We start from the raw sequence: 22,887 nt of genomic DNA, 5'->3' as shown, positions 1-22,887 counted from the left end.
AAATAGTTTACATTCCACTTTCTTTACATACCTGAGACCAAAACCTGTGAATATTCAACAAATCGAATCTTTAATGGCAAACGTATCCGCCATGCTTATGACCCCTGTGTTAATCATTATTGTCCTACTTTTCATCTACGCCATTTACTCTCTGGGGCGGTTCCTCTCTCTTTATCTCGTCAGAAAAAAGAATAGCGCTGGCTATCAAACCCAAATCAATAACAAAAAATCACAATGGTTAGCGGGTTACCCAGTACACAACTACTTTGCTAACAACCCAAGCGCTTCTGAAGATGAACTCGAGGTGTTTGCGCTTAAGAAATTAGAGAGTCTACGTATCGTGACGCGTATCGCGCCTATGCTTGGACTTATCGCCACTATGATCCCAATGGGACCTGCGCTCAAAGCCTTAGGTGATGGCAACATTCAAGGGATCAGTGAAAACCTTATTGTGGCGTTTGCGGCCGTAATTTGGGGACTCGTTATCTCAACTATTACCTTCTGGCCAGCCTCAGTGAAAAAGCGCTGGTTCGCCCATGAGCTGATTAACATTCGCAAAATTAAGGGAGAGGCTTAATGCGATTTCTCGATGAAGATGAGGAGCTAAACCCGATTGTCAGTGCCGTTAACCTCATTGATGTCTTCTTGGTGATCATTGCCGCCCTGCTTATTGCCATGGCTCAAAACCCTATGAATATCTTCTCTGAAGATGATGTCACTGTGGTTAAAAATGCCGGCAAACCTAACATGGAAGTCATCGTCAAAGAGGGCAAAGAGATCAAACAGTATAAATCGACTGGGTCAATTGGCTCGGGCGAAGGGATGCGCGCAGGTGTTGCTTATAAGATGGCAGACGGCAGCTTTGTTTATGTCCCTGAAGCTGGTGAGCAAGATACTGCTAATGCCGCCTCACAAATGTCTAGCCAAACGCCAGCCCAGGCCACTAAGGAAAATCTGTAATGCGAATAATTCTGCTCTGTATGTTACTGGTGCTATCCCCAACAGCATTTAGTAAAGAGCCGCCAGAAGTACTCTTGATGATGTCAGGTCATGCTTCAAAATCTAAAGGGGCTCTGCTCGAAAACCTAGCTAAAGATCAGCCATTTAGCTTGGCGGTTTTCAGCACCAAAGATAAAAGTGACGAAGAGGTATTTGCCGCTTGGTCAAACGCCGATCTTATCTTGCTTGATGGCATCAACCCAGCGCTGTCTAAGTATATGTTTAAGCAGTTTGAGCCTAACTTGGCTAAGGCACCTGATGTTGCTGTGATCTCCTTGGGCGATCTTAACAACAGCAAGATGAACCAAGGGCTACAGGCTTCAGACAAAGATAAGCTTGGGCTTTACTTTAAAAATGCAGGCCGTAAAAACTATCAAAACATGATGGTTTACCTCTCTAACCAGGTATTTAAGCTTTCAGAAACTCAAGCTGCAGAACCAGTCATCGTGCCAAATGTCGGGCTATACCACCCGAACTTCCCCGATCTGGTCACCAGCAATGAGAAGGATTTTTACCAGTGGCTTTCAGCCGATAGCCAAGCCAAGCAGCCTGTTATTGCGGTAGCGATGCACAGATCGGTTATCGATTATGAACAGCAGCAGATTGTTGACCAGATAATTAATGACCTTGAAGCTAAAGGCGCTAAGGCATTCGGCGTGTTCTTTGAAGGCAATGATGAGTCGCTGACCTACCCTGAGCTATTGATAGATAGCAATGATAAAGCGCGTATCGATCTGATGATCAACTACCGCTCACTACACTATGTAGAAAAAAGGCGCTCTGAGTTCACCAAAATCGGTGTCCCCGTTATCCATGCACTTAACTACAGTGACGGCGATGAAGCAGAATTTGAAGCCGACCATACTGGTGTATCGGCATCACTGACGCCTTTCTTCCTTGTTATGCCTGAAGATACTGGAAGTACCGATCCTATCGTTATAGCAGCCAGCGACAAAGGCGTAAAAAAAGCCATGCCTGCACATATGGCCGCCTTAGTTGAACGTGCCTATAACCATGCAAACTTAAGCAAGATTGCAAATGCTGATAAGAAGGTTGCGACCTTCATTTGGAACTACCCTCCAGGTGAGAAAAACATCGGTGCCGCCTTCCTTGATGTGCCCTCCTCTATCGAACAGATCGCTAAGGCGATGAAGGCTCAAGGCTACAATATCGAGCTTAAAGAGGCACAAGAGATCATTGAAAGTGCAGGTAAACTGCTTCGCCCATATTACCGAAATGAAGATACTTCAGGTTTAATTGAGCAAGGCCTTGCCGACTACCTGCCGCTGGATACTTACCTTGATTGGTTTAATCAACTACCAGCATCAGTCAAAGATCCAATCATTGCTCGCTGGGGTAAGCCTGAAGAGAGCAAGTTGCTCGCCGATAATGCTGGTAAACCTGCCTTTGTTATCCCGCGTATGAGCCTAGGTAACATGATTGTATTGCCCCAAGGGATGCGCGGTGAAACCATTGATGAGCACGCTTCACTTTATCACAGCACCAAAACGCCGATTAACCACAGCTACTTAGCAATGTATATCTACACCCGAGACGTGTTTGGGGTCGATGCTTATATTCATCTCGGAACCCACGGCTCACAAGAGTGGTTAACGGGTAAAGAGCGTGGGCTATCTGTCTATGATGCACCTAGCTTAGCGGTTGGTAATATCCCGGTTTTCTACCCTTATATTATTGATAACGTCGGTGAGGCGATGCAGGCTAAACGCCGCGGCCGCGCGACTATGATTAGTCACCTGACTCCAGGTTTTGCAAAAGCGGGTCTGTATACTGAAGTCGCCAAGCTTAACGATCTTATCTCAAACTTTATGACACTTGAGCAAGGTCAAACCAAAGAAAACACCCGTGAAAATATCATTAAGGCGGCGAGTACCCTCAATATCCTTAAAGATCTATCTATCACAGGTGAAGACTTAGCAGCTGACTTTGATACTTATGTGGTCAAGATTCAAGATCACCTCAATCAACTGGCGCAATTGAGTCAGCCACTTGGCGTGCATATCTTTGGCCTACTGCCAGAGCAGACACACCTATACAGCACTATGATCCAGATGCTGGGTGAAGAGTATGTCACCTTAGCCTCTGATTATGAGCAAAAACACGGCCTAGCCATTGCTAAGGAAAATCGCAAAGATGAGCGCGATGTGGTCAAGCTAGAGGCATTAGAAGGTTTTGCACTACTGAAGGCCTTTATCGAAAAGCAGCCGCTTAAAGATATTCCTGAAGCGTTAACCCCTAAGCTTGAGGAAGCGCAGAAGTTTTGGGATAACTTCCAACATATTGCCGAGATAGACAACCTGCTTTCAGCACTATCGGGGAACTATATCCCGGTGAGCTATGGCGGCGACCCTATCCGTAATCCCGATGCAGCACCTACCGGGCGTAACCTTATTGGCTTTAACCCAGCCAAAGTGCCCTCGAAAGAGGCCTATGATGCGGGTGTCACCTTGATGGATCAAACCATCAATGATTATGTGGCTAAGCATGGTACTTACCCGAAGAAACTCGCTTTCTCACTATGGTCACTAGAAACCATGCGTCATCACGGCGCCCTTGAAGCACAGATCCTTCATGCTATGGGCCTAAAGCCTAAGTGGGATCAGCGCGGTGATGTGGTCGATACTGAGATTATTCCAGTCTCTGAGCTTAAACGTCCACGTATCGATGTGGTGATCTCAGCAACTGGCCTATATCGTGACGCCTTCCCTAATGTGATGCTATTTCTTGCCGAAGCCATCGACAAGGTCGCTAAGATGAAGGAGGAGAACAACTTCGTCTACCGCCATGCTAATGCCCTGAAGCAAACCCTTATCGAAGAGGGTAAGTCAGAGGAAGATGCTGACTACCTATCATCTATTCGTATCTTCTCTAACGAGACGGGTAACTATGGTACAGGTCTGGCTGATAGCAGCTTAGCGTCTGATACCTGGGAAGATGACAGCAAGCTTGCCAATCTCTATTTAGACCGTATGGGTTATGCCTTCGGTAAAGATGAGAGCCGTTGGAGCGAAAATGTCGGCGATACCGGACTTTACTCTAAAGTGCTGTCAGGCACTGACGGAGTGATCTTCTCTCGTTCGACCAACCTCTATGCGCTAATGACGAACGATGACCCCTTCCAGTACTTTGGCGGTATTGGCCTAGCCGTGCGTCACTTAGATGGTAAGACACCTGAGATGTATGTTTCGAACCTGAGACGTAAAGATCAGCTTAAGAGTCAAACCATGGGCGAGTTTATCAACCAAGAGATGCGTAGCCGCTACTTCCACCCGCGCTGGATCAAGGCGATGCAAGACTCAGGTTATGCTGGCGCCACTGTGATGTTAGATAGAATGAACAACATGTGGGGCTGGGAGGTGATGACACCCGAAGCGATTCGTGACGATCACTGGAAAGAGTTCTTCGATGTGTATATTGATGATAAGTACGATATGCAGATGCGTGAATTCTTCGAAAACGCCAATCCTGAAGCCCTAGCGCAGATCATCGAACGTATGCTCGAAGCGGTGCGAAAAGGCTACTGGGAAGCCGATGCTGAAACCATTAAAAAGATGGTTGAAACCTATACTGAAATCGCTAACCAGCATGATGTAGTCACCAGCAACGAAGCCTTCACTGACTACACCAATGAGCAAGCGGCAGGCTTTGGCTTAGCCTTGATTGCCAGCACGCAGCCACAAGCGGCACCGGAAACCAGCGCAGTGCCACCAAAAGGTGCCACTCAGCAGGTTTCAGGACAGAAGCTTGAGCAAGTCAATCAGGATACTCAAGAAGTTGAGCAAGATTACCGTCTCTGGTATCTGATCCTATTTATCTTCCTTACCGGCTTTATCCGCACCGGATATGAGCAGGTATCGAGACGCAAGGCCGCCTAGCTTGTCAGCATGATCTGCTTTAATCGTTAAGCCACGCTTTTATAGAGTGGCTTTTTTATGTCTGCTATCGCTAACGTTACGCTACTATCTCTAGCTGTCATTCCGGCAATGCTTTTAAGCCGGAATCCAGTGATTTTGGCACTTTCTTGGTTATTGAAAATCTTACTTTCATCGTTATCTATCACTTGCCGTGCGCTTATGTGCGGATGCTTCTGCGACTCGCCACTAGCACTTCCCTGTGGGCTCTACCAAATCGTCCTTGATTTGGAAGCTCACAGCCGCATCCACACCCAATTAATCACAAGCAAAGCTTCTCTTCGAATTTGGATATTGAAGGTGTGCAGTCGTTCCTTCAACGCTGTTAAGCCGGAAGTCTGTGACTTTAAATTTGGATATGTCTTTGGAAGCCATACTTTCATGATGACTTATTGATTATTCGGCGGGACATGAGCGCTGTGAATTCCGAAAGGCGTTCCTAGGCGCTAACGCCTAGGAACTTTTTGCTTAAGCTATCCAGCCCTCTTCTCAGTTTGAGCCGTTTGTACTGTTTGAGTTAGCAAGCCCTTTAATTCGGCGATCTGTTCTTTTAGCTCGGCAACATCCGCGGCACTCGCCGGTTTGTCAGCCTCATCGACACTAGGTAACAGCTCCGCTTCTTCAGCTTCTTTCTCTTTACGCATAGCTTCAGTCTCTTGTGTCATCACATCGAGTACTGCACCGACCATCATGTTGAGAAACACAAACGCAGTAAGGAAGATGAAGCTTAGATAGAAGATCCAACTAAGGGGATAAACTTCCATCGTTTCATACATCACCGAGGTCCACGACTCAAAGGTCGATACCCTGAAAAGAGTTAACATCGCCGCTGACACATCGCCCCATAGGAAGTCATTAATATGGGCAAACAACATGCTACCAATCGCGCCGTAGATATAGAAAATAACGAACATCAACAAGGCAATATAGCCCATTCTTGGGATCGCTTTTAATAGCGCGTTTACCAGCATTCGCAGCTCAGGGATCATTGAGACTAAACGCAGAACGCGGAAGATCCTCAAGAGCCTTGCCAGTAATATTGCCGAGCCGCCAGCAGGAATTAAGCTCCCTATCACTATGATGGTATCGAAAATATTCCAGCCACTTTTGAAAAACTTCTTCGGTCCTTCACTCGCCAGGAAACGGATCACAATCTCGATAGCAAAGAAGACTGTGATGCCGATATCTAGCATCAACAAGCCCTTTTCCATCCAGTTTGGCAGGTTATAAGTATGCGCACCTATCGATAGCGCCGAAACAATAATGACGAAGATAACAAAGCCCTGAAATGCTTTGCTGCTATCGATGATTTTGAGTTTTTTCTGTAAACCAGAAACGTTCGCCAGCACGGTTTTCTCCTATAAAATATGATACCGATTGATATGACTGTTTTATTGCACATTAGTTGCGCGACTTGAACGTGTGAAAGATAACTCTGGAATGGTTCTGTTGCTACAGGAATCAGGGAGTGTTTTGCCACAGTCGCAGCCGGCGGAGCATAACAGTGATTACTTAAGAGATCATTAAAGAAATTAAAAGCCGCTCTAAGTGATAAGTTAAGAAGCTAGTAAGTTAAAAAGAAGATGGGCATCATTTCTTGCGCTTACTTACAGCTTACAGCTTAAAACTTAAAACTCAGAGGTAACTTCTTACTTAAGCTGCTCAGTAATTTCATCCAAATGGGTATCAACCCAAGCAGAGTTGATGGGTCCCCAGGTACTTATCTTGTAATAACCTGCGTTATTACGCTCACCTTCTTGTACAAAATGACATTCGATTCCGATATCACCTAAAGCGGCAATAGAGTCCTGCAAAGTTCTTCTCGGCATACCGGTCAATTTATTCAATGACAACAAGTTATGTTGCTCACTGTCGATAGTATGTGCGAGGTAGAGTTTACGTAAAAAGGCTTTCTTCTGTTTTGATACTTCTGTCATCTTGAGCTGACCTTGTTTTTATTTTCTTTTTTAAGCTTACATAATCAATATTTTATTAGCTAATAGAAACATCAATAAACCTCTCACCTTAGCAAGAAAAACCTAAAGTGTTGTGAAATATGTCTACGCCTAGAGAATACAAGCTTGATACTGATATAGTGGAGCTATAACGGAGAGAAGAAAATGAGAAGCAATGGAAGACTCGATTAAGCCTCATGCAGAATCAGCTACACAGCCTGCTAGTTTAGCTGAAGATGTACAAACACAAGCACATGCACTTACACAAGGTCTTCCACCAGCTCTTGCACATGCTAAGCAAGATGAAACCGCCTGGCTTAGTTTCGATCAAATCCCACTCACACTCGTCGATGAGCGCCATTACAGCCAAGTTATGGGCGAAAGCATCATAGGCTCATTGGTGCTACTTACCTTAGCGTCACTGTTCATCATTTTAGTCGCCACTGTACCTTTACTTATTGCCCTGCCAATATTATCAGCCCTAGCCTTAGTATTAAGCACTATCTGCTATTTCAGGTATGCCCATGCAAAGTCTATTGGCTATGGCGTTTGTGAAAATGAGTTATTGATGCAAAAAGGGGTTATCTGGTTTAAACGAGTATCACTTCCTTACACTCGACTACAGCATATCAGCCTCTCCCAAGGCCCCATTGAGCGGAAGTTTGGTTTGCATACTCTTAAGTGTTTCAGTGCGGGCAGTGGCAGCGCAGAGATAGAGTTACCGGGACTTGAGAGCCGAACCGCTGAAAAGCTCAGGCAGCACTTATTAGCCAAAGCAGGGATAGCAAGCCAGACAGTCAATTCACCGCAAGCTCAAGAGCTAGCCGCTGAATCAGTACAAGAGGCTGTAGCAGCGCCTGAAGATAACAGCATAAACGGTACAGAAGCTAATTCAGGTGCTAAGGCAGAAAATGTAACACCTCATACTGTTACGACTGAAGCTGCTCAACCATCAACAGAGTCAGCCCCGCTACCCGCTAAAAGTGAGCGCTGATATGCAGACAAGGTTCTCTCAATGGTCAGGGCTTTCAGCCTGGTCCATCATTAGCTACACCCTAAATACCATTCGCTTAGTGATCACTAACGGTTATGCCATGGTGCCTGTGGTCTATACCGGTTGGAAGCAAGGTTTTAGCTCTCCTTGGGTCATAGTTGCAGCCGTTGGCGTGGCGGTGGCAGTGCTTATCTACGCCATCATTCAATGGGCTATGTTTCGTTATCGATTATATGACGACAAGCTTGGGGTTCGTCAGGGGCTCATATTTAAGAAAACTCACGAAATTCCACTGAGTAAAATACAAAATGTCCGCCTTGAGCAACCCATCTACTTTAGACCGCTTGGCCTCTATAGTTTAGTGGTTGAGACAGCAGGTTCTAAAGAGGATGAAGCTGAGCTTGCCGCTGTAAACTACCGCAAAGCTATTCAACTAAAAAAGAGCTTAGTTAACCCACTGCTTCCTAGTCCAATAGCATCAAGTAGCGATGACACAGTGTTAAACCTAAGCCAACAGCAGTCAAATAGTGGCCGTAACGAAAGCCTAGTTCGTAAAGACTTTAAGCAACTCTTACTCTTTGGCTTATACCAAAATAACCTCTTCTGGTTTGCCATTATTGCAGGCCCTATCATAGGTCAACTTGACTGGTCACAGCTTGCTGATACGCAAGTGGTGCAGTCATCACTGCTCTGGTATGAGCGTGTGGTTAGCATCAGTATCCTTTACCAAATTGTGTTCGCGAGCCTGATGTTGATAGGCTTTTACCTACTGCTTTCACTGATATCAATGGCAGCTTCGGTACTTAAATATTACCCCTACCATCTCAGCCGAGACAGCAACACCTTGCACCGTAGCGGCGGGATTATCGCTAAACAAAATGACGCCTTAGCCCTACAGCGCATTCAGGTCATTCGCTTTTCTCAGCCTATCATAGGCAGACTATTAAGCCTTTGGACGGTCTACTTTAAACAAGTGCAAGGCACTGAGGTTGAACAGAAAGCCAAACGTCATATGTTAGTGCCTAGCATGACTCGTAAAACAGTCGCCAAGCTACTCACTGACATGGATGGTATTGAAGCTAAAACCACAGTTTTACCAACGCAATTTAACCCTATCCATTTTGGTTGGTACTGGCGGCGGGCACTGGCTCCCCTAATCGTTCCTCTAGTGAATACCATAGGCATGGGAATTAACCCCATCACCGAAATTATGTGGTTAATAGGACTTGGCTTTACCTTAGGCCTCTATTTAAGATATCGTCAGTGGGGCTACTACTTAGACGGTACAGACTGCTGGATACACACAGGAATGCTTGGCCATAGCTGGCATTTAGTCGCTTTACGAAAGGTGCAGCATGTGGCTATTACCCAAACTAAAGGGCAGCGTAGCAAAGGGTTAGCCACTCTTGAACTTGGCCTAGCCAGTGGCACTCAAACGATTCCTTATATGCCTTTAAGTGACGCCAGAGAGATTGCCGAACGTGCTCTTGCCATAACCGCTCGCTCACCAAAGAATTGGATATAGTTTTTAAATGCCTAGGGTCTAGTCCCTAGGAACTCATTCCTAAAGCATAGGAGAATACTCTTGAACAGCACTGAACAGACAAGTCTAATAACACCAGAAACTATCCTCAACTTTTGGTTTGATGAGATTGAGCCAAAACTTTGGTGGGTAAAAGACAGTGAATTTGATGCTTTAATCAAGTCGCGCTTTGGCCTTCTCGTCGAGCAAGCCAAAGCGGGTGAACTCTACCATTGGCGCGCTACCCCTCAAGGACGTCTAGCAGAGGTGATTGTACTGGATCAGTTTTGCCGCAATATCTACCGTGATACGCCGAATGCCTTCGCCGCCGATCCACTCGCATTAGCACTGGCTCAAGAAGCTGTCGCCCACGGCGCTGATACTGAACTAAAAGCCAAACAAGTGCCGTTTTTGTTTATGCCCTACATGCACAGTGAATCAAAGAAGATCCATGAGATTGCCATGGTGCTATTTAGCCGTGAAGCCGCGGCTGGCAACTTAGAGTTTGAGCGTAGACATAAAGCGATTATCGACCAATTCGGGCGTTACCCCCATAGGAATGAGATCCTCGGGCGAGAATCGACGCCAGAGGAGTTGGTGTTTTTGTCTCAACCAGGATCTAGTTTTTAACTTGTCGAATAACAACTTTCTAGCTTGTGGAATAACAAGTTAGAAGTATTTTTGGCTTTTGGTAGGATGTTGGGTAGCATGACTTCATTGTATCTATCATCTGCCGTGGGCTTATATGCCCAGTTACTTCGAGAAGGTTCAATGAGACGACGCAAGTACATCTGACCGCCATGGAAGGTGGGAATGCCGAAAAATGTATGGAACATTTTTGGCCTTGTGGGCTCTACCAAATTATCCATGATTTGGAAGCTCGCAGCCCCATCTACACTGGCTATTCTTATTTCTTCGATTAACTCTTGCTGTGTAGAGTGTGGCGATGTATAGAAAAGCTTCACGAAAATCACAAAGATATAGTGAATAGATAGCGTAAGTGTTTTCTTATAAATGAGCCCCAATCGAAGAGATGAAAAACTTGATGTAGATACGGCTGTGGGCTTCGGTTTCATGGTGAGGTATCACTTAGAGATACTCTTCGAACGAGAGGTAGGGATATCGAACTGGCACTTAAACATGGAGGTTGTTTGAAACCGCAGAGCGTATAGGGATATATTTACAGCGTCCCACAGAAGTACCTACATGTGAGCCTGCTGCAAGCAATAAACACCAATGAGGCTTTGGCACTTAGCAAGTCAATTAAACAACACTAAAGTACAACGAAACCAACTCTAAAAGACATTCAACTTACTATCTGGAAGTCCCCCTTCGCTGGACGGGCGTTAGGTTACATTGAAGGAGCGACCTTCTGACACATGGCTCAATAGCAATACTGCTGCTGAAGCTAGATAACATGTCATCAAGCTTCATTCGAGGTTTGCTCAACGTTGTTGCGTTTGGCTTCTAGCTCGGCATAGAGGTACTCGGTGAAGAACCCATGCATTAAGAATCTCTGGCTCAAATTCCATGGGCCGACTAAATAGTGGGGGAACTTGTTGTAGGCCATCTCAACCACTTCGGGTTTATCTATGATCTTGCCAATGCGGATGGCAATAGACTGATCCAGATTAAAACCGTTGATGGCATCTCGATATTCATCACGTTTAAGCAAAAAGCAAAACAGACACATAAATAGTGCATGTGCGGTTTCAAAATCAATCACTTGAGTTTTCTTGCGGGTAAACTCAAACGAATCTGGCTGCAGTTTTTTCCAGTTGTTCCATTTGAGCTGCTCAGGTTTTACTTGCTTTGCATCATTGGCATCTCCGCACTTAAAAAAGGCCTCAAACAACTCTTGGTCATGTTTGATAAAGCTGTCTCGCAGCATGTCGTCCACTCGCTTGGGATAAAGATCCACTACGACATCTTTGCCTGTATTTTCAGCTAAGAAATTGAGCAAGTTTGATTCGGTCCAAAAGTGACGCAGTATTAAAAAATTAGCTTCTGGCGAGACGAGGTTTTTACAGAACCAGCAGATCAGCTTCTGCAATATGCCATGGCCGCTAAACTGCGGTAGAGGCAGCCGCTTAAAGAACCAAGTGAGATGAAGCAGTATGGCAAACAGAAATTGCAGTATTGGCCTTAATGTCCATCGAAAGGGGTTATCTAAATCTTTAATCCACAAATCGACCGCGGCTTTCTCTATAGGCAGGGAGTTGTCATTGGCAATGGCGCGGATAAAGGCGCTCCTGTCTCTACTGGACATGATCAACCTCCTCAAGCTGCAAAATATACAGTCTGGCTACCACTTTTGCGGTGCGTTCAATCGCTCTGATTGACGCTTCATCGACAGCCACCCGGTCGACTAACTCATATAACTCTTGTAGGTGATGCTCATCATTCTCGCCGTGATAACGCATAAACTGCGTGGCGCTTTGAGGCAGTTCAAGCTGCTCTTCAATTAATCCGGCCCACTTACCTGCCATCTTGTTACCTAAACCTTCGATGATCCACATGGCGCCAATCAAGTCGACAGGGTTCTCTTGGCTGGCGCGATACATTAAAAACCCGTGTAATGCTTCAGAGCCTATATTCTTACTGGCATTTTGAATCGCACTGACATCACCGCCAGTCGCCACATAATCGCTTTCTAGCATCAAGAAATCTTTGTGCTCATCTTTAGCGTGACCGATCACTTTTGAGCGTACATCGGCATAGTCTCGATTAAAACTCGAGGCGCTGCGGGTGATCCAGCGAGAGCCTTCAATCACCTGCTGACGAAGATTTAACAACAGCTTTTGATAATCTTCATGACTGAGTCTGCGCTGCTCTAACCGTTTAACTATCGGCGCTTTCGAGAGTGCCAAATCAAAGTCGAACCAAATTTTAAGCAGCGACTGTAAACAGGTTTGGCCTGACAGAGTTAACACATCTTTGGACATCATTTACTCCACTACCGTTAGGTGCATATAAGCACAATTGAACCGACCACTCTCAGGCACCATACAAAACAGGGTTTCACCGACCGACAATGAATGCGTGGCCAGAAACTCATCCAACATAATGAAAATAGACGCACAGCCAGTGTTACCGCGCTCATAGAGGTTGGTGTACCACTTATCTTCAGGAATTTTCACTCCCGCGACACTAAACATCTCATCAATTTTGCTTTTAAAATAGGCCGATGAGAAATGACAAAGTACATGATCTATCTCCTCAACCTTGAACATTTTCTCCTGGATTAGCTGCAAGAAACCGTTCACGCCCACAGACACGATATTATCCAGCAAACGAACATCTTGACGTAGCAAGAGCGCGCCTGACTTTTCGGCCTCGCCATAAGTGGGAAAGTCTTGCCAGCTTTTAGTATCATTTTTTGGCATCCCCACCGACATGCAAACAGGGTAAACATCGGCATGAGAGAAACTTTTAATCCAATCGATACGTAAACTTTTGCCGGTTTTTCGTGGTTGATTTTCAAGTAATACCGCGCCCGCACCATCGGACAACATCCAGCGAAGAAACTCAGCATTGAAATCTATTTCATTGCCTTCGACTTGCTCATAACGGGTATGTTTAAACAGCCGAGATGCCAGCTCACTGGCTATCACTAAGGCATTATTAGATTCGTTTGCTTTGATATTGGTATAGGCCGCTTTCAGCGCCATCATACTGCTAGAGCAGATACCGTGGCTGGTGTGAAGCTGAACCGATGGAATATCTAGCTCTGCTTGCACCATGCTGCCAAATCCAGGCAGCACTAGATCGCCCTGACTCGTGGCGACACTGAGCATTTCAACCTGGAGAGGTGAAATAAAGCTGCTATCTAAGCAACGATGGCCTGCATTCGCCGCCATCTCACTGTTGCTTATCTGGGTTTCTTGCTGCTGGTTAATCGCATAATGGCGGGTTTTGATCCCATTAGATTGCAATATCTTATTCTTAAGTCGGCTGCGCTTGCCATTGACTAGCCCGAGGATATGTTCAATTTCATCGTTATCGATGGGTGGGCCTGGGAGATAATGCCCAGTGCTATTAATATAGACGCTCAATTTATTGATTCCTTTCTTTAATCGCGACTCGTATGCATCGAATATTTTCTTCAATATAGGGAAATACACATACGACAGACATAAATGCTAAATAGCTCAGTAGATACCCGTTGCCTCCATGGGGCGTTTCAACGGGAACCAGTGCCATATTCCCTTGCCAATTCAAGCTAATCAGGTTTATAAATTGCGGCCAATTGATAATGATAATGGTGATGAGCATATACATGGGCAGCGTCCCAAGATAGTTGTGGGCGTGCATCTCCCAAATGCTTATCTCTCTTTTGGGCGCAGCATATCTCACATCCGCATGGGCAACGACCTCATGCAGTATCCAGGTTAAAAAGCAGATGATTAATATCAACACATTGACGGTATACAGAAGGCACAGCGCCATGGGAATCGCGATCTGAATCCCCATCACTGAATGCATCAGGGTCTCTTTAACCCCAGAAGTGTGCTCAATTTTAGTGGCGCGGTGGCAGAACCAATCCGCTAAACCCGCAATGCCCCAAATTGGCATTAGCATGAAAAGTAAAAAGTTGATCAACAGCTGTGACGTGTCCATGTCACTGTTCTCCCTATACTATTTTTATCATGAAGAGCAAGCACAGTAACATTGTTGGGCGTATTTGTAAGCTAATACCCGTAACGAGAAATGAATAGACTTGTATCTAATAAAAAGCCAAACAGAGGATAAACATCAGTTTGGCTTCTCGTACCTCTCGTTATCGACTCAATGCCTCACCTCAAGCTAGAGGCAGATAGATATCGGTAACCAGCTCATGCTCAGCCACTTGTGGGAAGAAGTTTTGATAATGGAAGAAACAAGGGAAGTCTCTGAGCGCCTCTCCACTTTCAGGTAACCATTGGCCGTAAAGGTAATGCACTTTGGCATCTAAGTTATCATGAGAGCCGTAATGCCTTATAACAGCACAGCGGCCAGCTGGGATCACTTTATTGATAATACCCGCACTATTATCAGGGATCGGCTCGATGACCGAACCACAGATATCAAAGCGAAATTTCTCGGCAGGTACAGATTTGGGATCTTCGTAGATCATCCCATATGTTTGGCTCTTATTTACCGGTGATAACCCAGTTTGCATACGCCACTCAATAAACTTTGCTGCCGACTCATTCACCAGCTCAGGCGCCCCTCTATGCTCAAGTACCGCGACCAAAGTCTCAGCAAAGTTGACGATGTCGACGGCTTGTTCGACTTGATTAATACTAGCCATTTTTCTCTCTCCAAATTGATACTTTTCATTCCATTGCAACCATTTTGGTTGTCGGCGAAATTCAGAAGGAGACTGTTCAAACACTTTTTTGAACGCCCGAGAAAAAGACTCTGGGTAATCAAATTTAGCATCGAGTGCAATATCAATAATCTTTGCTTCAGGGTCAAAACAGAGGCGGTATGACGCTCTCTTTAGCCTTAACAATTGAATATATTTAAATATTCCAACGCCAAAATAATCAGAGAACTGTCGATGAAAATGAAACTTAGAAAAGCCCGCTACTAGGCTCAAAGACTCAAGGCTGAGATCTTCATCTAAATTAGCATAGATGTACTCACACACTTGCTTCATTAACCTGTCATAGTGTGCCATCTGTTTATCTGATTTCAATCTGTCACCTTACCCCGGTTATGTCAGCTATCCCCTTCTGAATAACGCTAGTATCTTGTATTAAAAAAATGGCTTCATGACCAATATTGCTATCAGATGAGTTTTTACTGCTTGGTGATAGCACTACCAACAAATTACCTAAGTCTACTGCTCCACTTGCCGTCATCTTGACGGCTGCAATTCTCTTCGGTATCAAAACTCACCTTAGCGGACAAGTCTTTAACCTTAATCGATACCTTGGTCAGCGCTTGCTGAATAAGCTTAATTAAGTACTCATCCTGTTTATTCTCTAACGCAGCTGAAAGCTGCTCGTTGGTATCAAACACACAGATGATTTTTAGAGACTGTGGAAAGTTGTCATAATTGACTAAGTGCGTGATCCACTCAAAGCCCTCCACCTGTTCCAGTGCCTGCTCACACACTTGAGTCAGCGACTCCCTCAAACTGTTTTCTATTTTTTTATCAGACTTTCTCATCGCGACTCATGATCCATTTCATGCCCCAAATACAGAGGCCAACCTTTTGCTTAGCCTAAGGAAGTCATCGCAAATTTGCTAGCGCTAATATTACAGAGCTAATCGCTACAGAGGTTAAACAAAGAGATGAAGTTGACTTGGAAACTATCAGTGAACATACGGCTTTGAGCGATAAATACTAATGAAGCTGAGACTTTCTGGGCGATGAGCCAATGTCAATGTCAATGTCAATGTCAATGTCAATGTCAATGTCAAACCTAAAGCCAACCAAATGCAAACAGTCAAATATACTGGCTAACCTGCCAGTCAATTAAGGTTGCATGACCGTCGTTATCACACAGCCAAACCCTAGCTCGCACCATCGGCTTTAACGTCCCCTCTTCAGACTCAACTCTAGACCAATCTGCATGGGTAAACTCCTCGCCATTGATTAGGAAGTTATGCTGACTATAGGGAAGGATTAGAGACTCTTGGGTGCCGTCATCGGTGTCGATAGTGAAACCCAGTTGTAGCCTATCTCGCCAGTAAAATACTAACTCTCCAGTCCAGGAGGTCATATGGTTGGGGTCGCATTCAAAGTCAGCAGGAGGACGAAGGCGTCCTTCTGCTGATACATAACCACAAAGCACGATACCTGATAAAATTACCGCACTTTTCATTACCATTGAAAAGTTACAGATATTGCACATTCTCCTCACCAACGATAACTACCGCTAATGATATCCATACGCTCAGACTGTCTTTCTGTAAACTCAAACATGCAGCTATCATCGGTATAATCCATAAAGTTCTCAATAGGATCATCTCCTCCTTTCCTACATGTATTACGGCCCGTTGGACAGCCATATGCTGGTGAGCGCTCTGCTGCCGTATCAGATACAAGATCGCCTGACTTACTGCAACCACCTTGGAAGGTATGATATAAGCCTAACCAATGACCGACTTCATGGGTGGCTGTATCGCCTTCATTATAAGGTGAAGCTGTCCCCCCTGGCATAGACTGGTTAAGAATGACAACTCCGTCATCGAGTGGCGCATTACCGTAACTAGTAGGAAATGTCGCCCAACCCAATAAGCCACCACCAGGGTTACTTGCATAGATATTTAATGTTTCGGCTCCCCCTTGGCGTAAGGCTCTTTTCATTTCAGCCTCTGCACTACTATTAGGTCCAGCTGTATACCAGGCATCGTTTGGCGTCTTTGTACTACCGACCAAAACAAAGTTAAACTTGGTATCAAAGCCTCCCTCACCATTACTAGCTGCAAACGCTTTATTAAGTACTGACATTTGCTCATCTATTTTATCACTTACATCACCACTCCCAGTACTGCTTGTGATCACGTGAAAATAAACAGGAATAGTTTTACCAATGGGAGTGTACGGAGTTGAGCCTCCTCCACCATTACCACCTCCGCCATTACCTCCACCGCCATTGCCATTTCCGTTACCAGGCTTAAACATAGCTTTTAGGTGAGCATCTAGCATTTCAACTTCTCGCTCAGTGGGTGTTCGTGTAGCACATCGTTTGAAAGCCGCATTAGGGTTGGCATGATCCCAGCCGTTATCATCTGGGTTTGGTCCATTGGCCATGGATTGAGGAATAGCTATTACGAGTAAGCTGATCATTATCAAAAGTAACCGAAACATCTCAACAACCTCCAAGAAGGTAAGCTACCCTCTTCTCTATTTATGATTATGTTCAAGCGTCCTTACTGATTAAATTATAACCTACACCCTTAACTTTTTATCTTTATCTTCTCGCTGTCTTCTCGCTATTAAGCACATTACTTAGTTTGATTCGCACTCAAAATCTCTTTTGCTAGACACTCTTATTATTACTTCCTGATTCTTCAGTTTGGTTTAGTCCGCTTAACTCGTATAAGGGGGCTAGTGCCAATCACCAACCGCTAAGCCTTTGCTTGACTCATCTTGCGCTCCAGTAGGCTCATCATCTCTACCGTTAAGAGCATCATCTGCTCTTGAATGATTTTGCGTTCAAGTTTAGCGCTCTCTGAGTTGTCACCACTTATGGCTCTTAACTCCTGTTTAAGCCTCTCAAGCTCCTCTTTAATACGCTCAATCTGCTTTTCAATGACAGATAATCCCTCATCTTCATTGCGCAGCGTTTGTTGAGTTATATTGGCATTTTTCCCATTTAACAGCTTACCAAGTGCGCTATCGAGTGCTTCCTTATCCTTTTGATATTGCTTGGCAGCATCGGAGAGTGTCACTACATCTTCAGGCAGCCTTTGTTCTACCCCATCGTTAACTAGCCTAGCTTCTATGGGCCTAGCTTCTATGGAGAGAGAGTGTCGAGCAGCAGGCGCAGTACCACCCCGCCCTTTTACAGGAAGTGAGATTGCATGATAAAGGTTCACCAGCATACCCATCCCCACAACGCTGTCTCCAGAATGATGTCGATAACTTAGTTATCGACATCATTTAGAGGAAGCTTAAGAGGGAACGATAGAGCCATTCATTATAAAGGCTTTTGGCTATAGCAATAATCGGTATAGTCGCTGAGGTGCCTAGAGCTTAAACTGGCTAACTTGTTCGCGCATACTTTCCGATAGTTCAGTAAGTTCAGCGACTGAACCTGTTAGCTCTTCAGCCGCCATGGTGGAGGTCTGTGCAATGTCACTGATAGCAATAATACTTCGGTTTATATCTTCCGCAACGCTGCTTTGTTCTTCAGCTGCAGTGGCTATCTGGGTATTCATATTACTGATATTATCGACAGAGAGTACTATCTCATTAAGTGCCTCGCCAGCCATACTGGCTTTCTCATTGGCATCAAAAACCTGCTCGGTACCCACTTTCATGGAACCTACTGCTTCTTGTACCCCTTTTTGTAAACCATCGATCATTGATTCGATTTCTTGAGTCGATTCTTGGGTTCTCTGTGCCAAGGTTCGTACCTCATCAGCTACCACGGCAAAACCTCGCCCCTGTTCACCGGCTCGGGCTGCCTCAATAGCGGCATTTAATGCCAATAAGTTTGTCTGCTCGGCAATCCCCTTAATCACATCTAAAACACTACCAATATTTTGACTCTCACTGGCTAAATGAGTGATGACCTCTGAAGTTTGCTCTATCTGCTTAGAGAGCAGAAACATGCTAGAAACTGATTCCTGAACAATACCATTACCTTTGGTCGCATTACTTTCGGCATCTCTTGCAGAATCAGCAGCATTAGTCGCACTCATTGCGACTTCTGCAACGGTTGCCGTCATCTCATTCATTGCTGTAGCAGTCTGCTCGGTCTCCGATTGCTGTTGCTGCATCCTATCGTTCGTTTGCTGAGTAAACTCACTTAACTTTACTGTCGAGTCTCCAACGGTGTTTGCGGCAATCGATATAGAATTAAGAATGCCACGTAGATGCTCAATAACCAGAGTTAAATTCGTTGATATCTGACCGAGCTCATCATCCTTAAAGGTCTTAAACTTCACTGTGAGATCGGAGTCAACCCGGACTGTATTCAGTGTGGTAACTATGTTATCAATAGGGCCCATTACAGCCTTAGTCACCCAAAGACCAATCAAGGCACTGGCCACAATGGCAATTAAGGTTAAGACAATAAAAATAGTCATTGAGGATGAGTAGATCTCATCGACCTTACCTTTTTCCTCACCCGCTACCCTTAACTGAAGGCTAACCAACTCAGCAATTTTGCCACTGATAGGATCGATCACATCATAAAGGGGGGCTATTTCATCATTCAGCTGGCCAGTTGCAGCGCCTTGCATACTGTTGAGCTTGCTAACAAGCTGAGAGATTCTTTGATTGGCAGGGCTAAATAGTTGATTGGCTTCAGCCGCTAACCTAGACTCCTCATTAGTCAAGGTTGTTGACATATACCCGTCCCACTTTTCTCTGATATTACGACTGGAATCACTCATTGCACGACTTGCTTGGGCGGCGCTAAACATTCCTGCATTCGCTTTATTGACAGCATCGATAACCGAAACGGCATAGTCATCTCCGATAACCTTAAGGTCTTCTAAAGGAACGACTCTATCGTTATATATACTGGTGACACCAGCTTCAATTTTCCCCATCATATTCACAGCTAAAAAACTAATGCTAACTAATAAAACTAACGGTACCAATAAGCCCAAAGTCATTTTTTGTCTAATCTGCAAGTTGATCATTACTCTACCTACTGAATAAATTTATCACTTCCTTTGCTACTAGCTCAGCTATTCCATTTTTTGAGCCTGAGAATTAAGCATAACAAACAATAAAAATATCAAGAGTGTTTTTTAACCAGACGATAACAGAGAGGAAAACAGACATGTTAAATAAAACAATGCGTCTCTCCTGCCGGAGCTATAGCAATAACATCTGCATTAGCCACTCCTAATACAGAGAGGGGGGGGAGATATAAAAAAGCCCCGCTTATCAAAGCGGGGCTTCCTTTAAAGAACTTAGTCAGAGCTATTCAAACCAAGAATGTTCTTATAAAAAGTTGTTACTTAACAAGCTCAAAGTCACTTGGTTGCCAAACTTTATCAAACCAAGGCTGTAGTGGGCCGTATAGTCGTAACATGGCAAACCAGGCTTTACCCGGTGTGGTTTCTGTCCAGTTAGCCTCTAAACCTTTGGGAGTATCTGGGCCGAAGTACAAGGTGACCGAGCCATCCTCGTTGTAAATTAGCTTATCACGCTTGTTGTTCTTACTTGGGTATTTAGAGCCACCTGGCACCTGCAGCTCTGAGCGAGTCTGAGGGTCATAAGCTACCATAGACCAGAAGTCTTTCGCTGGCGCATCGGCAGGAAGCGTTACTTTATAGTTCTTCTCGCCATAAAGGATCTCACCATTCTTATCACCTGTGGTCATTGCATAGTTTGAGCCTACGCCCGGAACTTGCAGCGCCATAGCAGGTGTATTTACCGTCGCTAGGTAGAAGAACAAGGTACGGGCGTCCATGTTACGTCCGCCGTTACCACCATCTTTTAACCAGCGATAATCACGGCCAATAAAACCAGTAAACCACTGCTTACCTTCAAACATATAAGCGCTCTTGTCGCGGGTCTTAAAAGCGATACTACGTGCAGTGGCGTTACCAACAGCAACGGCATCTTTTAAGATGGCCTTCATGCGAGCATCGGGGTCAAAAGGCTTGCCCTTCTCTATGCCAATAGCCGCAGCTTGACCGCGAAGCTCAGGGTCGATAAATGATACAGGCTCTTTTTGGATCACATGCCAAAGCTCTTCATAAAACTTATAGTCATTAGCATGAACCGTATTGAAGTATTTGCCTGAGCCGTTTGTGAACTCCATCTTCTTAGGGTTCTTAGCATCGGCTAACGGGTAAATTTTAAGACCTGTACGCCACATGTTCGAGGCGTGATCAGGCTTACCATCTTTAAGGAAGCCACGCAAAATCAGCCAGTTGTTGTAGCTCTTAGATTGAGCAATCCACACCTTCTGCTCTTTATCGCCCACCATGATAGTGGCGCGAGTATCACTGCCGCGATCTGCCATGCCATTCTTGGTCGGTTTAAGATCTCCCTTGTAATCAGGTGGAAGAATCACGTACATGCCACCTTTTTTAGCATCAGGGCCCGGCGCGCCCATGTCGACAACGAAGCGGAAGAAGGCATCGTTTAATGTACCTGGGCCTGCTCCTGCTGGGATCTCAACCACAGTCACACCATCTTTCTCAAGATCGAGCATAGCACCAGCGTAGACGGTATCAGTGTTACCGGTTAAGAAGAGTGGGTTAGAGTCCATAAGGTTATCAAAAACGAGCACCTCATTAGAGTCTTCAACACCGAGGGATTTAAACCCTAATCGAATCCCCTCAACCGAAGTCGCTGGAATAAAGTTAAGGAACACATCGATACCACGAACAAAGTCCAAGTTATCGTAAACCTTAGTTAAGGTCTCATCAGTTGGAATACCATCATAAAAGTTAAGCTCGCCGATACGCGTCTCAACCTTGTTTGGCGTCATAATCTCTTCTGGGATCTTCTGGTTAAAACCAGGGGTAACCTCATTACCAGCAGCGCCAGCAATAGCCACGCCTGATAACGCTGAAATGATGCAACTACTCAGTAGTGCGGCTTTAACAAGCAGTTTAGGGCTAGCTTTCATAATACTTCTCCGTTGAATACGGTCATTAGCAGGTTTGAACATTTTCTGTAGCTTACAAATAAACAGGGTTCTCAAAAACAGCAGCTAATGAAACTTGTGGTTCCTAAAAATAGAACCCATGTAGATATCAGGACATTAAAAAAACCTGCACAGTAAACGAGTAGACATCGATTAACTGCTGCAACATGGGCTGCTATAACGCTTTAATGGGGTCGTTCAGGAAGAAGGTGAGTTTGTAGCGAGCCATTTTTTTACTTCATCCCTAAAACAATCCGAAGTTAATGATAGGTTACAAAAACTTTGCAAACATACTACAAACCCGCTAGGTAATATGCTAGATAATTCAAACAATCCAATAAGATGCAGCTACAACCCAATACTAAGAGTCATATGGCATTTCCCTATAGCTTGGGGAGCACATTACTTACGACTCAAGTGAGTTGCATGAAAAAGGGCAACCTAATGGCTGCCCTTTGCTGATTTAACTAGCTATCGACTTATCCTTTAATGGTGTAATCACCTTTTGTTGATAAAGTCACAGTGATAGGGGCATTGGTTTTATTCTTCCAATACCACCCATGGGAGCCAGCGAAAGGCGTAGTCAGTGAGCCTTTAACCTTATTCGATGTGGTGATCGAAAAGCTTTCAAAATAACCAGTACTGTCTCCTTTGGGTTCACCGTGGAAATCAAAATATAACGCCTCTCCACCAGTGCTCCATTCATATTCCAGATGCGTAAACTCATCCATTATCAGCTTATACTCAAGCCCTTTTCCGGCAGGAATATCAATCTTAACTGTGTCGCTTCTGACGCCAGCGGTTTTTCGAGCCTGAGCTATCTGTGCAACAGTAGGCGCATTCGCTATCTCTTTCGTTTTTACTGTAGCAACTTGCTCAAAAGCGATAACCGTCTCACTACCGCTAGTACTAGTCTCAGTCGCGGGAGCGGTGCTTGCCGCTTCTGCTATCTGAGTCAAGCCTAACGCCTTGCCGATTCCGGTAGGGTCAATATTATACTCCGCAGGCAAGATTGCCGTGGTCAAAACCACTGCAGCGATCACTGCGGCTACCAGACTGGCTTTGGCTAAGGTTGCTGTGGAGTGCACAGGAATATCTATCGTGTTCACCGCGCTGGTGACCGTCTCTTTCTGGCTAGTCTGATTACTGTTTGTCATATTTGTCATCGGTCTTTCCTTAATCTTAAATCTGTTTTGGCTGCATG

Annotated in this window: 21 protein-coding genes; 6 read left to right on the top strand and 15 right to left on the bottom strand. The window is 44.9% G+C overall.

Annotated features, from left to right (window positions below; all coding sequences use genetic code 11):
- The first annotated feature begins 73 nt into the window (after positions 1–73).
- Genes BM736_RS07135 through cobN form a run of 3 tightly spaced genes read left to right on the top strand, consistent with a single transcriptional unit; the run spans position 74 to position 4,895 of the window.
- Positions 74–577 carry a MotA/TolQ/ExbB proton channel family protein gene (locus BM736_RS07135; RefSeq protein ID WP_076410346.1) on the top strand — a complete coding sequence of 168 codons (504 nt, stop codon included), beginning with the start codon at positions 74–76 and terminating at the stop codon, positions 575–577.
- Positions 577–960: a DUF2149 domain-containing protein gene (locus BM736_RS07130; protein ID WP_076410344.1), complete on the top strand. Its 384-nt coding sequence runs from the start codon at positions 577–579 to the stop codon at positions 958–960. Before BM736_RS07135 ends, BM736_RS07130 begins: the two co-directional genes overlap by 1 nt.
- Complete coding sequence (gene cobN, locus BM736_RS07125) at positions 960–4,895, top strand: cobaltochelatase subunit CobN (RefSeq protein ID WP_076410342.1); 3,936 nt, start codon at positions 960–962, stop codon at positions 4,893–4,895. The genes BM736_RS07130 and cobN overlap by 1 nt, the downstream gene beginning before the upstream one ends.
- A gap of 509 nt (positions 4,896–5,404) precedes the next feature.
- On the opposite strand, the gene BM736_RS07120 is transcribed toward cobN, so the two are convergent.
- The gene (locus tag BM736_RS07120) at positions 5,405–6,280 is read right to left on the bottom strand and encodes an ion transporter (protein WP_076410340.1); all 876 of its coding nucleotides are present in this window, start codon (positions 6,278–6,280) and stop codon (positions 5,405–5,407) included.
- A gap of 300 nt (positions 6,281–6,580) precedes the next feature.
- Positions 6,581–6,868 carry a winged helix-turn-helix domain-containing protein gene (locus BM736_RS07115; RefSeq protein ID WP_076410337.1) on the bottom strand — a complete coding sequence of 96 codons (288 nt, stop codon included), beginning with the start codon at positions 6,866–6,868 and terminating at the stop codon, positions 6,581–6,583.
- 193 nt (positions 6,869–7,061) lie between these two features.
- Between BM736_RS07115 and BM736_RS07110 the strand changes: the two genes are divergently transcribed.
- Genes BM736_RS07110 through BM736_RS07100 form a run of 3 tightly spaced genes read left to right on the top strand, consistent with a single transcriptional unit; the run spans position 7,062 to position 10,032 of the window.
- Entirely contained in the window at positions 7,062–7,880 is an 819-nt protein-coding gene (locus BM736_RS07110) for a PH domain-containing protein (protein WP_076410336.1), read from the top strand.
- 1 nt (position 7,881) lies between these two features.
- A complete protein-coding gene (locus BM736_RS07105; protein WP_076410334.1) occupies positions 7,882–9,405 on the top strand; it encodes a PH domain-containing protein in 1,524 nt (507 codons plus the stop codon).
- Positions 9,406–9,465: 60 nt separating this feature from the next.
- A complete protein-coding gene (locus BM736_RS07100; protein WP_076410333.1) occupies positions 9,466–10,032 on the top strand; it encodes a DUF924 family protein in 567 nt (188 codons plus the stop codon).
- Here the strand turns inward: BM736_RS07100 and BM736_RS07095 are convergent.
- From BM736_RS07095 to BM736_RS07035, 13 genes are all read right to left on the bottom strand, one after another.
- A complete protein-coding gene (locus BM736_RS07095; RefSeq protein WP_076410332.1) occupies positions 10,029–10,478 on the bottom strand; it encodes a hypothetical protein in 450 nt (149 codons plus the stop codon). The genes BM736_RS07100 and BM736_RS07095 overlap by 4 nt on opposite strands.
- Before the next feature lie 347 nt (positions 10,479–10,825).
- A complete protein-coding gene (locus BM736_RS07090) occupies positions 10,826–11,671 on the bottom strand; it encodes a hypothetical protein (RefSeq protein WP_076410330.1) in 846 nt (281 codons plus the stop codon).
- A complete protein-coding gene (locus BM736_RS07085) occupies positions 11,661–12,347 on the bottom strand; it encodes an iron-containing redox enzyme family protein (RefSeq protein ID WP_076410328.1) in 687 nt (228 codons plus the stop codon). The genes BM736_RS07090 and BM736_RS07085 overlap by 11 nt, the downstream gene beginning before the upstream one ends.
- Positions 12,348–12,350: 3 nt before the next feature.
- Complete coding sequence (locus tag BM736_RS07080; protein WP_076410326.1) at positions 12,351–13,457, bottom strand: beta-ketoacyl-ACP synthase III; 1,107 nt, start codon at positions 13,455–13,457, stop codon at positions 12,351–12,353.
- 1 nt (position 13,458) lies between these two features.
- Positions 13,459–14,022: a diguanylate cyclase gene (locus tag BM736_RS07075; RefSeq protein ID WP_076410324.1), complete on the bottom strand. Its 564-nt coding sequence runs from the start codon at positions 14,020–14,022 to the stop codon at positions 13,459–13,461.
- A 181-nt stretch (positions 14,023–14,203) separates the two neighbouring features.
- Entirely contained in the window at positions 14,204–15,085 is an 882-nt protein-coding gene (locus BM736_RS07070; RefSeq protein WP_256717751.1) for a GyrI-like domain-containing protein, read from the bottom strand.
- 134 nt (positions 15,086–15,219) lie between these two features.
- A complete protein-coding gene (locus BM736_RS07065; protein ID WP_076410323.1) occupies positions 15,220–15,561 on the bottom strand; it encodes a Fis family transcriptional regulator in 342 nt (113 codons plus the stop codon).
- Positions 15,562–15,842: 281 nt separating this feature from the next.
- Positions 15,843–16,250: a hypothetical protein gene (locus BM736_RS07060; RefSeq protein WP_143562356.1), complete on the bottom strand. Its 408-nt coding sequence runs from the start codon at positions 16,248–16,250 to the stop codon at positions 15,843–15,845.
- A gap of 5 nt (positions 16,251–16,255) precedes the next feature.
- The gene (locus BM736_RS07055; protein WP_076410318.1) at positions 16,256–17,209 is read right to left on the bottom strand and encodes a zinc metalloprotease; all 954 of its coding nucleotides are present in this window, start codon (positions 17,207–17,209) and stop codon (positions 16,256–16,258) included.
- A gap of 260 nt (positions 17,210–17,469) precedes the next feature.
- Positions 17,470–17,946, bottom strand: coding sequence for a hypothetical protein (locus BM736_RS07050; RefSeq protein ID WP_143562355.1), 477 nt, complete (start codon positions 17,944–17,946; stop codon positions 17,470–17,472).
- 144 nt (positions 17,947–18,090) lie between these two features.
- The gene (locus BM736_RS07045) at positions 18,091–19,716 is read right to left on the bottom strand and encodes a methyl-accepting chemotaxis protein (RefSeq protein WP_076410314.1); all 1,626 of its coding nucleotides are present in this window, start codon (positions 19,714–19,716) and stop codon (positions 18,091–18,093) included.
- A gap of 320 nt (positions 19,717–20,036) precedes the next feature.
- Entirely contained in the window at positions 20,037–21,665 is a 1,629-nt protein-coding gene (locus BM736_RS07040) for a DUF1254 domain-containing protein (RefSeq protein ID WP_076410312.1), read from the bottom strand.
- A 497-nt stretch (positions 21,666–22,162) separates the two neighbouring features.
- Complete coding sequence (locus tag BM736_RS07035) at positions 22,163–22,840, bottom strand: hypothetical protein (RefSeq protein WP_372828496.1); 678 nt, start codon at positions 22,838–22,840, stop codon at positions 22,163–22,165.
- Between the last annotated feature and the right edge of the window lie 47 nt (positions 22,841–22,887).

Source organism: Shewanella sp. UCD-KL12, from assembly GCF_001957125.1.
Lineage (GTDB): Bacteria > Pseudomonadota > Gammaproteobacteria > Enterobacterales > Shewanellaceae > Shewanella.
The sequence above is the reverse complement of the archived record's forward strand: the minus strand, read 5'-3'. Positions and strand labels throughout refer to the sequence as shown.

Bases quoted from the DNA above. Each gene is read 5' to 3' on its own strand.
- BM736_RS07060 (WP_143562356.1), bottom strand. From the start codon at position 16,250: ATGTGCAATATCTGTAACTTTTCAATGGTAATGAAAAGTGCGGTAATT.
- BM736_RS07035 (WP_372828496.1), bottom strand. From the start codon at position 22,840: ATGACAAACAGTAATCAGACTAGCCAGAAAGAGACGGTCACCAGCGCG.
- BM736_RS07095 (WP_076410332.1), bottom strand. From the start codon at position 10,478: ATGAAACCGAAGCCCACAGCCGTATCTACATCAAGTTTTTCATCTCTT.
- BM736_RS07055 (WP_076410318.1), bottom strand. From the start codon at position 17,209: ATGTTTCGGTTACTTTTGATAATGATCAGCTTACTCGTAATAGCTATT.
- BM736_RS07130 (WP_076410344.1), top strand. From the start codon at position 577: ATGCGATTTCTCGATGAAGATGAGGAGCTAAACCCGATTGTCAGTGCC.
- BM736_RS07065 (WP_076410323.1), bottom strand. From the start codon at position 15,561: ATGAGAAAGTCTGATAAAAAAATAGAAAACAGTTTGAGGGAGTCGCTG.
- BM736_RS07105 (WP_076410334.1), top strand. From the start codon at position 7,882: ATGCAGACAAGGTTCTCTCAATGGTCAGGGCTTTCAGCCTGGTCCATC.
- BM736_RS07045 (WP_076410314.1), bottom strand. From the start codon at position 19,716: ATGATCAACTTGCAGATTAGACAAAAAATGACTTTGGGCTTATTGGTA.
- BM736_RS07050 (WP_143562355.1), bottom strand. From the start codon at position 17,946: ATGCTGGTGAACCTTTATCATGCAATCTCACTTCCTGTAAAAGGGCGG.
- BM736_RS07110 (WP_076410336.1), top strand. From the start codon at position 7,062: ATGGAAGACTCGATTAAGCCTCATGCAGAATCAGCTACACAGCCTGCT.
- cobN (WP_076410342.1), top strand. From the start codon at position 960: ATGCGAATAATTCTGCTCTGTATGTTACTGGTGCTATCCCCAACAGCA.
- BM736_RS07085 (WP_076410328.1), bottom strand. From the start codon at position 12,347: ATGTCCAAAGATGTGTTAACTCTGTCAGGCCAAACCTGTTTACAGTCG.
- BM736_RS07135 (WP_076410346.1), top strand. From the start codon at position 74: ATGGCAAACGTATCCGCCATGCTTATGACCCCTGTGTTAATCATTATT.
- BM736_RS07075 (WP_076410324.1), bottom strand. From the start codon at position 14,022: ATGGACACGTCACAGCTGTTGATCAACTTTTTACTTTTCATGCTAATG.
- BM736_RS07040 (WP_076410312.1), bottom strand. From the start codon at position 21,665: ATGAAAGCTAGCCCTAAACTGCTTGTTAAAGCCGCACTACTGAGTAGT.
- BM736_RS07115 (WP_076410337.1), bottom strand. From the start codon at position 6,868: ATGACAGAAGTATCAAAACAGAAGAAAGCCTTTTTACGTAAACTCTAC.
- BM736_RS07090 (WP_076410330.1), bottom strand. From the start codon at position 11,671: ATGTCCAGTAGAGACAGGAGCGCCTTTATCCGCGCCATTGCCAATGAC.